Here is a 7,474-nt window from a genome sequence, read left to right as displayed (position 1 = left end):
AATAATTTTTAACGTAGTTAGTGAGTTATTTAATACGCTAGAATGATCATGTTTTTAATAAAATTGGTATTATAAACCCAGCTATAGGCTGGGTTTTTACGTTTAGCCATAAGGGCATTATGCTTTATCTCACGTTATTTATTAGCGCATTTATATCTGCCACATTACTGCCTAGCTCTTCTGAGGTGATAATGGTGGGGATGATTGCCCAAGGTAAAGTTAATTTATGGCTTATGTGGTGCGTAGCAACACTTGGAAATGTATTGGGAAGCTGCGTTAATTACTGGTTAGGCACGCAGGTACTGCGTTTTAAAGATAAAAAATGGTTTCCTGTATCGCAAAAAGGGCTTGATAGCGCACAAAAGCAATTTAATAAATACGGTGTGTATAGTTTGTTGTTTGCTTGGCTGCCAGTAGTAGGCGATCCGCTAACTGTAATTGGGGGGATATTTAAAGTACGCTTTAGTATGTTTTTATTACTAGTAACACTAGGCAAAGGCGCGCGCTATTTAGCGGTTATCGCCCTTGCCGTAGGATTCGAAAAGCTTTTTTAAATAAATTTTTTAAGGCCTTATTTAGCCCAATCAAGCGTTAACGACACCGAGTCGGCAAAACGCAGTGCATGCGGTTTATCAACACGTGCTTTAGCGTAATGAACACTTGGGTGTGAGTGACAAACCGCAAGAATTTCAGCCACTAATTTTTCGAGCAGTAAAAAGTGGCCTTGCTCTACTAAGCTAATTACTTCTTTGGTGATCACTTTATAATTAAGTGCTTGGTCAACTTCATCCGTTTTACACGCGTCATCAGCAGGGTAGTGAATCTCTAGGTTGATCACTACATCTTGCTTTTTTTCACGCTCATCGGGGTTAAAGCCAATAAACGTACGCAGGCGCAAATTAGTAACGTTAATAATTGCATTAGCCATAGGGTTAACCTTTTATAAGCTGCAAAAATTCGTTGCGTGTTTTAGGGTCGCTTCTAAAGTTACCTAACATTACTGATGTACGCATGCTTGAATTTTGCTTTTCTACACCACGCATCATCATACACATGTGTTTTGCTTCAACAATAACGCCCACACCTTTAGCGCCAGTAACTTCTTCAACTGCTTTAGCGATTTGATGCGTTAGCTGTTCTTGAATTTGAAAGCGGCGTGAAAACATATCAACAATACGTGCAAATTTAGACAAGCCCAATACTTTACCGTTTGGAATATAAGCAATATGGCAACGGCCAATAAAAGGTAGTAAATGATGCTCACACATAGAGTAAAGCTCTATGTCTTGCACTAACACCATGTCGTCAGCGTCAGATGTAAATACCGCTTTATTAGTTATTTCATCAAGCGTTTGACGATACCCTTGCGTTAAATATTCCATTGCTTTTGCAGCACGTTTTGGCGTATCAAGTAAGCCTTCGCGGTTAGCATCTTCGCCTACTGCGGTGATGATTTTTTCGTAACTTTCTTTTAATTCATTGTGCATAAATATCTCAGTTTATTTATATTTACTTTAAATGACGGCCGCCATCAACAGGCAAAGAGCGCCCTGTGATGTAGTGGCTTTGTAATAGTAAATCAATGCTATTGATAATTTCTTGGCATCCGGGTTCAATGCCCATTAATGATTTTTTAAGGGTTTTAGCTCGATATTGCTCATCGTCATGTTCATTAAAAATAATGAGTGATGGAGCAACCGAGTTCACTTTTATGTTTGGCGCATATTTAGCGCTAAACGATTTAGTTAAGTTATCGAGAGCTGCTTTACTTGCTGCATAAGCTAAGTGTTTAGGGCTGCCTGTTTCAACTACATAATCAGTAAGGTGAATTATATCAGCAGGTACTTTTTCACTTTGCTGATAGTTTATAAGCAGCTCAGCGCACATTAAATTAATTAAATACGGTGTTTTGGCGTGTATACGCATCATATTATCGAACAGTACTGCAAAGTCAGGATTGTTAGCTTCGCAGTCCCAGCTTGATGCATTGTGAACAACAGCGCGCAGCGATGTTGTATGCTCTTTAAGCGTATTTATAAATGCACTTATACCGTCATCGGTACTAAAATCGGCATAAATACATACAGCGCCTAGTTGCTCTAATTTATCAACAGCGTTGTGGCGAGTACGATACGTAATAATAACAGCCTGCCCTTGGGCTATATAATGCTGAGCGAGCGCTAAACCAATACGTTGGCCTGCGCCGGTAATTAAGATGGGCGATGTCATATAAGGCAGTGTTCTCTTTGGCGGGTAACTTATACCAATATTGTTAAAACATGATCGATCTATCGCTATTTTCTTAGGGCTATAATAGATCACTAATTTAACGCAATTGGTATTATAAAATTTAAAGCGTTAATTTACTAAAATATACGCAGTTTCTTAATCTGTCGATCAAAAAAGCAATTAATCCTCAAAGGCGTTAATTGCTTTATTTTATTTACTAAAACATTAATCGTAAATTGTCGGAATTGGTTGGCGCTTATGTTGTGTACGCATGTAAATACTTACAAGCTTTTGTTCAACGTCTTTAGAAACAGATTTACCTTCTAAAAAGTCATCAATTTGCTCATAGCTCAAACCAAGTGCTTCTTCATCTGTTAAGCCTGGGCGGTCGCTTTCTAAATCAGCTGTAGGTGCTTTATCTACTAATAAAGCTGGGGCACCGAGTGCAGTAGCAAGTGCACGCACTTGGCGTTTTGATAAACCAAATAGCGGAGCTAAATCGCACGCGCCGTCACCAAATTTAGTATAAAAACCAGTAATGTTTTCAGCACTATGATCGGTACCCACTACTAAGCCTTGGCAAAAGCCAGCAATTTCGTACTGAGCAACCATACGTTGGCGTGCTTTAACATTACCTTTAATAAAATCTATCTGAGCTTGCTCAGGCAGTGCTTCACCACAGCCAACTACAGCAGCTATAGCTTGCTCATGCAATGCATCAGCCGCAGGTTGTACGTTTACGGTCATACGTTTACTTGGCTGGATAAAATCAACCGCCATTTGCGCTTCGTCTTCATCGGCTTGTACGCCATAAGGTAAGCGCACAGCAATAAATTGGTATTTGTCAGTATCGTGTTCTTTATTTAGCTCGTTTACGGCAAGTTGACATAAGCGGCCGCAAGCTGATGAGTCAACACCACCACTAATACCCAATATTAGTGATCGTGAGTGAGCTGCTACTAAACGTGCTTTAATAAAAGCAACCCGGCGAGTTATCTCAGCATTTACATCAATCGTTGGCTGAACCTTCATTTCAGCCATAATTTCGGCGCGCATTGCCAGCTCCTTATAAAATTTAATATGTGATACGCAATAAACTTATTATGTGATTTAGTCTTAATTAATTAAAGTTTTAAATGAGCTTTTATTTTGCGAAGCTCTACTTTTAATTCTTCTACTTCTGCTAGTAAATCACTTAATTCTTTATCTTTAATTACTTCGCTTGGTAGAGCAACAAAGGCATCGGCGGGATTATTTTGTTGTTCGCCAAATAAATGAATGTATCGGCTGTCGCGTTTACCTGCTTCTCGTTCTAATTTACGGGCGTAATCGCTTTCAATCAGTTTATTGAGCGCTGTTTCTACTTCATTTACGTTATTAAAATCAGCAAGCCTAGCACTGCGAGTTCTTAATTCACCTGGGGTTTGGGCACCACGTAAAAGTAATAAACAAACAATGGCACGTTGCTGAGCAGAAAATTGCAGATTACTAAACTCAGTGTTGCAAAAGCGGTGGTCGTATTTATTTACGCGACCAGAAAGCCCTTCATCTATAGTTACCAAGCGCATGTCTATTAGTTCATCAAGTGCGTTTTGCACGTCACTATCTGTAAGATTTAACACAGGATCGCGATTAGACTTTTGATTACATGCGTTCACTAGAGCGTTTAACGATAGCGGATAATGTTCTGGCGTTGTGCTTTGTTTTTCTAGTAAGCAACCAAGAATACGTTGTTGATTTGCTGATAACTGCATAAATAATCTCAAATTAGTAAGCGTATTTTATTAGCTTACACCTTTATTGGATACCAAGCCATTGCTGGAGTTTAGGTTTTAGGGCGGCTAAATCGAGCGGCTTACTTAAATAGTCGTTCATGCCTGCTGCTAGGCATTTTTCTTTATCGCCCTGCATGGCATTGGCTGTAAGTGCAATAATAGTAATATTTTCATTACCCTTACCTGCATCGCCTTCTCTAATGGCTTTAGTAGCTTGGTAGCCATCCATTTCAGGCATTTGGCAATCCATTAAAACTAGCTTATATGGCTTACCTTGTTTTGCATTGAGTTTTACAATTGCCTCAAGCCCATTTTCAGCAATATCAAAAGTCACACCTGCTTGCTTTAATAGCGCCGAGGCAACTACTTGGTTTATTTTATTGTCTTCAACGAGCAGTAGTTGTGGTTCTGATGAATCGAGTACTGGTGCTTTAGTTAGTTTATTTTGTAGTTGTGCTTGTTGCTGCTGTTGTTCAATGTATTTATCGTTAGTGAGTGAGTCAAACAAATCAGAAGGTGTGAGTGGTTTGAAAATCATACAGTCGACTTCCATACCTACTTTAGACTCCTCAGGTGAATAACTCATTGGCGCCATAAGAACTAACTTGCAACTATGCATATTTATAAAGTTTTTAAGCCCAGTTATATGCGTTTGCGGCGCTTTTTCAAAAAAGTAGTAATCAACTAAAATAGCTTCAGGGTGGGTGGTTACATTATTTAAATAATCATCAACCTCAAGATAGTCATGTATGCAATTAACCTTTGCACCCCATACCGTGAGTTGTTTGCTGGCTGTATTTGCATTTAACGAGCACTCATCAATAATTAAAATATGTTTGTTTTTAATTAAATGACTCGGTAAATCTTGTTCTTTACTTAAGCGAGGCTGTATTTGTATTGTGAAAGAAAATGTACTTCCTTCACCTTGCATGCTGTTTACACTTACTTCACCGTTCATCAGCTCACACAGTTGTTTTACTATGGCAAGGCCAAGCCCTGTGCCCCCAAACTGGCGTGTAGTTGAGGTATCTGCTTGTGTAAACGAATCAAATAACGACGCTTGTTTTTTAGGGTCAATACCAATGCCAGTATCAATAATCGAACATTGTAGGAACGAGCCATCCGTTGTTTCATCCACTTTGGCGGTAATAACTACTTCACCATCAATAGTAAATTTAACGGCGTTGCCAATTAAGTTATTCAAAATTTGGCGTAAGCGGTTCGGATCACTAATTATTTCGCTAACTGTAATTTGAGTGGCATCTAAAATAAGTTTTGTATTGTTTTGCTCTACTTTTAAAGCAAACGATTCAACCACTTCTCCTAATAACCGAGGTAGGTTAAATTGCACGTTTTCAATATCGAGCTTACCTGCTTCAATTTTAGAAAAGTCTAATATGTCGTTAATTATATTAAGTAAAGATTGAGCTGATGACTGAGCAAGTTCGATATGATGCTTTTGCTGCAGGTCTAGTTGCGTTTGCTTAATTATATTAAGCATGCCTAAAACACCATTCATTGGGGTGCGAATTTCGTGGCTCATACTCGCTAAAAATTCACTTTTAGCTTCAACAGCTTGTTCTGCAGTTTCTTTGGCGGCAACCAGCTTTTGTTCAGTTTCAATTCGTTGCTGGCTCGAGTGCAAGCTGCCTATTAACGCTGCAACGGCAATTAAAAAGCTTTCTTCGTTTTTAGACCAGTGGCGCTTGGATTGACATTGCTCGGCGCAAACAACGCCTATAGCACCACTTCCCGCAGGAATAATTATGCACAGCATTGATTTAATCTCGAGTGGCATTAAATACTGCTCTTTAATTGGTGCGAGTATTGGGTGTTCTAGTGCATCGGGTGCATTAAATACTGCTTGATGATCTATTGCATTAAAAAAGCAGGGGTTGTTTTTTCTTAGCCAAATAGAGTCAATTTTGTCACTAGACGAATGTTTGCTATGTATGGCAAAGGGGCTTAGTTGAGACTTGTCTTCATTAAAAAACCAAATACTGGCACGTTTAATATCGAATGCTTGGCAGATTGCTTCAGTGATAATATCTTTCGATTGGCTAAGTTGCCCATTTAATATTAATTTATTAACGGTAAGAGAAGCTAAAATTTCGTTATGTAATGCGGTTTTATTATTTTCTAATTCAATTTTTTTACGGGTATCAATATTCTGTAGTGAGCCAAAAATACGTGTGCATCGTCCATTCTTTCGTTCTGCTTCACCATGTACGAGTACCCAAACAGATTCACCTTCTGCATCCATTACTTCTAATTCAACTTCGTAGCTTTCACCATATTTTATGGCTCGTTCAATTAAAGGTTTAATTGTTTCTCGGCTAGTGCCTTTTTTAAAGTAGTTTAAATCTTTAGGCCATTCTGGTTGGTTATTTAATGGGTATTTAAATAGTTTTTTGGTCATATCAGACCAATACACTTGTTTAGTTTCTAAGTTAAATGACCATGCGCCTATTTGAGCTAGATCACTCATTGCTTCAAGCATTTTTTCGTTTTGTTGCTGACGATTAAGCATTTTCAAAAAGAATAAAAAGGCCCAAATTAATAATCCGCAAATAATAATAATCGATAACCGAAGTGGCCATATTGATGAAATAGGAGGGCTCCAACCGATTTTTGGCGCTACATATAACTGCCAGCTGCCGCCTTGAAAATTTAGAGTGAACTCAAGAGGATCTTGCTGAATAATATTTTGATTGCCGAAAAAAAACTCGCCTTTTTTACCTAAACCATTACGTCCTTGAATGGCAACGTTGTACTGTTTTTCTAATTCGTAAACGCCAGAATTGATATAAACCTTGTCAATATCGAGTACAACCGACAACAACCCCCAAAACTCATTATTGGGAGGGGTATACACCGGAACCCTGGCGATTAATGCTTCCCCCCCCTGAACTAATGTTAGCGGTCCTGCCATAATAATTGTGTTGGTATCGCGGGCTCTAAGTGCATCAGTGCGCTGATTTTTATTATCTAAAAAATTAAGGCCAATTGCTTTTTCGTTCCCTTTTAAAGGATAGGTCATTTGAATGACCATATTGGGAGCGCCACCAATATTACGAAGTTCATTTGATGTATCAAAAAGAGGGGCTGCGATTTGTTCAAAGCGTTCTTGTTCTAAACTCGGTTCTGCGGCAACGGCAACACCTAAACCCCGTACTAGTTGAATATTAGAAACTAAGGTTGATTCGAGTTGAGCTCTATAAGTACTTACTTCTGAAAGAATTTGTAGGCGGTGAGCATCTTTTACACGATTATAGTTAATACGATCAAGAACAACACCAACTAGTACAGTTAGCGTAAGCGATAACCAAAAGGTCAGCTTAAAGTTATAAACATTCGTTTTTTTGTTATTACTAGACGGTGGCATTAGCTACATCGTGGCGTTAATTTAGGCAAATTAACTATAGCTAATTTATGACATAAATGAAAACGGCGCATTAACAAATGCGCCG

Annotated in this window: 7 protein-coding genes; 1 reads left to right on the top strand and 6 read right to left on the bottom strand. The window is 38.6% G+C overall.

All coding sequences use genetic code 11. The features are described from left to right. Positions 1 to 119 precede the first annotated feature (119 nt). The gene (locus GQR46_RS13460) at positions 120 to 554 is read left to right on the top strand and encodes a YqaA family protein (protein ID WP_010554546.1); all 435 of its coding nucleotides are present in this window, start codon (positions 120 to 122) and stop codon (positions 552 to 554) included. A 17-nt stretch (positions 555 to 571) separates the two neighbouring features. Here the strand turns inward: GQR46_RS13460 and folX are convergent, their stop codons facing one another. The 6 genes from folX to GQR46_RS13430 form a co-directional block, all read right to left on the bottom strand. Continuing rightward, entirely contained in the window at positions 572 to 928 is a 357-nt protein-coding gene (gene folX, locus GQR46_RS13455; RefSeq protein ID WP_007377309.1) for a dihydroneopterin triphosphate 2'-epimerase, read from the bottom strand. A 4-nt stretch (positions 929 to 932) separates the two neighbouring features. Beyond that, positions 933 to 1,487, bottom strand: a complete 555-nt coding sequence (gene folE / locus GQR46_RS13450; protein WP_002962341.1) for a GTP cyclohydrolase I FolE — start codon at positions 1,485 to 1,487, stop codon at positions 933 to 935. A gap of 22 nt (positions 1,488 to 1,509) precedes the next feature. Then, positions 1,510 to 2,229 (bottom strand): dihydromonapterin reductase, encoded by a 720-nt coding sequence (folM, locus tag GQR46_RS13445; RefSeq protein WP_010554547.1) that lies wholly within the window; start codon positions 2,227 to 2,229, stop codon positions 1,510 to 1,512. 225 nt (positions 2,230 to 2,454) lie between these two features. Further along, complete coding sequence (nadE, locus tag GQR46_RS13440) at positions 2,455 to 3,285, bottom strand: ammonia-dependent NAD(+) synthetase (RefSeq protein ID WP_165741211.1); 831 nt, start codon at positions 3,283 to 3,285, stop codon at positions 2,455 to 2,457. 68 nt (positions 3,286 to 3,353) lie between these two features. Then, entirely contained in the window at positions 3,354 to 3,983 is a 630-nt protein-coding gene (locus GQR46_RS13435; RefSeq protein ID WP_007580511.1) for a YceH family protein, read from the bottom strand. Positions 3,984 to 4,026: 43 nt separating this feature from the next. Continuing rightward, positions 4,027 to 7,389 carry an ATP-binding protein gene (locus tag GQR46_RS13430; RefSeq protein WP_165741210.1) on the bottom strand — a complete coding sequence of 1,121 codons (3,363 nt, stop codon included), beginning with the start codon at positions 7,387 to 7,389 and terminating at the stop codon, positions 4,027 to 4,029. Between the last annotated feature and the right edge of the window lie 85 nt (positions 7,390 to 7,474).

Origin of the sequence: Pseudoalteromonas sp. Z1A6, from assembly GCF_011378745.1 — a bacterium.
GTDB lineage: Bacteria > Pseudomonadota > Gammaproteobacteria > Enterobacterales > Alteromonadaceae > Pseudoalteromonas > Pseudoalteromonas arctica.
The sequence above is the reverse complement of the archived record's forward strand: the minus strand, read 5'-3'. Positions and strand labels throughout refer to the sequence as shown.